The following is a 3,323-nucleotide window of genomic DNA, read 5'->3' as shown; positions in this document are numbered from 1 at the left end:
ATTTTGATTAGATCGTTCTTTAAAAATTTGGGTATGTGATAGAAAGATAGACTGAACGTTACTTTCACTGGTAACGGATCAGGCTAAGGTAAAATTTGTGAGTTACTCTGAATTGAGTATTATCGAATTTTCGGCGAATGTCGTCTTCACAGTATAACCAGATTGCTTGGGGTTATATGGTCAAGTGAAGAAGCGCATACGGTGGATGCCTTGGCAGTCAGAGGCGATGAAAGACGTGGTAGCCTGCGAAAAGCTTCGGGGAGTCGGCAAACAGACTTTGATCCGGAGATGTCTGAATGGGGGAACCCAGCCATCATAAGATGGTTATCTTGTACTGAATACATAGGTGCAAGAGGCGAACCAGGGGAACTGAAACATCTAAGTACCCTGAGGAAAAGAAATCAACCGAGATTCCCTTAGTAGTGGCGAGCGAACGGGGACTAGCCCTTAAGTGGCTTTGAGATTAGCGGAACGCTCTGGAAAGTGCGGCCATAGTGGGTGATAGCCCTGTACGCGAAAATCTCTTAGTCATGAAATCGAGTAGGACGGAGCACGAGAAACTTTGTCTGAATATGGGGGGACCATCCTCCAAGGCTAAATACTACTGACTGACCGATAGTGAACTAGTACCGTGAGGGAAAGGCGAAAAGAACCCCGGAGAGGGGAGTGAAATAGATCCTGAAACCGTATGCGTACAAGCAGTGGGAGCAGACTTTGTTCTGTGACTGCGTACCTTTTGTATAATGGGTCAGCGACTTATTTTCAGTGGCGAGCTTAACCGAATAGGGGAGGCGTAGCGAAAGCGAGTCTTAATAGGGCGTCTAGTCGCTGGGAATAGACCCGAAACCGGGCGATCTATCCATGGGCAGGTTGAAGGTTGGGTAACACTAACTGGAGGACCGAACCGACTACCGTTGAAAAGTTAGCGGATGACCTGTGGATCGGAGTGAAAGGCTAATCAAGCTCGGAGATAGCTGGTTCTCCTCGAAAGCTATTTAGGTAGCGCCTCATGTATCACTGTAGGGGGTAGAGCACTGTTTCGGCTAGGGGGTCATCCCGACTTACCAAACCGATGCAAACTCCGAATACCTACAAGTGCCGAGCATGGGAGACACACGGCGGGTGCTAACGTCCGTCGTGAAAAGGGAAACAACCCAGACCGTCAGCTAAGGTCCCAAAGTTATGGTTAAGTGGGAAACGATGTGGGAAGGCTTAGACAGCTAGGAGGTTGGCTTAGAAGCAGCCACCCTTTAAAGAAAGCGTAATAGCTCACTAGTCGAGTCGGCCTGCGCGGAAGATGTAACGGGGCTCAAACCATACACCGAAGCTACGGGTATCATCTTAGGATGATGCGGTAGAGGAGCGTTCTGTAAGCCTGTGAAGGTGAGTTGAGAAGCTTGCTGGAGGTATCAGAAGTGCGAATGCTGACATGAGTAACGACAATGGGTGTGAAAAACACCCACGCCGAAAGACCAAGGTTTCCTGCGCAACGTTAATCGACGCAGGGTTAGTCGGTCCCTAAGGCGAGGCTGAAAAGCGTAGTCGATGGAAAACAGGTTAATATTCCTGTACTTCTGGTTATTGCGATGGAGGGACGGAGAAGGCTAGGCCAGCTTGGCGTTGGTTGTCCAAGTTTAAGGTGGTAGGCTGGAATCTTAGGTAAATCCGGGATTCTAAGGCCGAGAGCTGATGACGAGTCATCTTTTAGATGACGAAGTGGTTGATGCCATGCTTCCAAGAAAAGCTTCTAAGCTTCAGGTAACCAGGAACCGTACCCCAAACCGACACAGGTGGTTGGGTAGAGAATACCAAGGCGCTTGAGAGAACTCGGGTGAAGGAACTAGGCAAAATGGCACCGTAACTTCGGGAGAAGGTGCGCCGGTGAGGGTGAAGGACTTGCTCCGTAAGCTCATGCCGGTCGAAGATACCAGGCCGCTGCGACTGTTTATTAAAAACACAGCACTCTGCAAACACGAAAGTGGACGTATAGGGTGTGACGCCTGCCCGGTGCCGGAAGGTTAATTGATGGGGTTAGCTAACGCGAAGCTCTTGATCGAAGCCCCGGTAAACGGCGGCCGTAACTATAACGGTCCTAAGGTAGCGAAATTCCTTGTCGGGTAAGTTCCGACCTGCACGAATGGCGTAACGATGGCGGCGCTGTCTCCACCCGAGACTCAGTGAAATTGAAATCGCTGTGAAGATGCAGTGTATCCGCGGCTAGACGGAAAGACCCCGTGAACCTTTACTATAGCTTTGCACTGGACTTTGAATTTGCTTGTGTAGGATAGGTGGGAGGCTTTGAAGCGTGGACGCCAGTTCGCGTGGAGCCAACCTTGAAATACCACCCTGGCAACTTTGAGGTTCTAACTCAGGTCCGTTATCCGGATCGAGGACAGTGTATGGTGGGTAGTTTGACTGGGGCGGTCTCCTCCTAAAGAGTAACGGAGGAGTACGAAGGTGCGCTCAGACCGGTCGGAAATCGGTCGTAGAGTATAAAGGCAAAAGCGCGCTTGACTGCGAGACAGACACGTCGAGCAGGTACGAAAGTAGGTCTTAGTGATCCGGTGGTTCTGTATGGAAGGGCCATCGCTCAACGGATAAAAGGTACTCCGGGGATAACAGGCTGATACCGCCCAAGAGTTCATATCGACGGCGGTGTTTGGCACCTCGATGTCGGCTCATCACATCCTGGGGCTGAAGCCGGTCCCAAGGGTATGGCTGTTCGCCATTTAAAGTGGTACGCGAGCTGGGTTTAGAACGTCGTGAGACAGTTCGGTCCCTATCTGCCGTGGACGTTTGAGATTTGAGAGGGGCTGCTCCTAGTACGAGAGGACCGGAGTGGACGAACCTCTGGTGTTCCGGTTGTCACGCCAGTGGCATTGCCGGGTAGCTATGTTCGGGAAAGATAACCGCTGAAAGCATCTAAGCGGGAAACTTGCCTCAAGATGAGATCTCACTGGAACCTTGAGTTCCCTGAAGGGCCGTCGAAGACTACGACGTTGATAGGTTGGGTGTGTAAGCGCTGTGAGGCGTTGAGCTAACCAATACTAATTGCCCGTGAGGCTTGACCATATAACACCCAAGCAATTTGACTACTCGAAAGAGCATCAGATTGCGGTGTGTGAAGACGAAACGAACCGAAAGTTCGATGTTCACAAAACACCGAAAGCTGTCACATACCCAATTTGCTGAAGCGAGGCCACTTGGTCACGACTCAGTACCCGAATTTCTTGACGACCATAGAGCGTTGGAACCACCTGATCCCATCCCGAACTCAGCAGTGAAACGATGCATCGCCGATGGTAGTGTGGGGTTTCCCCATG

At 50.8% G+C, this 3,323-nt stretch carries 2 rRNA genes and 1 other annotated feature (1 of these 3 running past the window's edge); both genes read left to right on the top strand.

The features are described 5' to 3' along the window. Positions 1-165, top strand: a sequence feature (mutual gap in cmsearch alignment for this rRNA model is longer than 100); it begins 1,123 nt to the left of the window's first position. 13 nt (positions 166-178) lie between these two features. Further along, positions 179-3,072: ribosomal RNA gene (locus H8B20_RS27650) — 23S ribosomal RNA — on the top strand. A gap of 157 nt (positions 3,073-3,229) precedes the next feature. Beyond that, positions 3,230-3,323 (top strand): 5S ribosomal RNA (gene rrf, locus H8B20_RS27645); the annotation flags it as partial.

Source organism: Pseudomonas sp. P42 (assembly GCF_017973755.1).
GTDB classification, from domain to species: domain Bacteria; phylum Pseudomonadota; class Gammaproteobacteria; order Pseudomonadales; family Pseudomonadaceae; genus Aquipseudomonas; species Aquipseudomonas iridis.
This window is presented reverse-complemented; position numbering and strand designations above follow the sequence as displayed.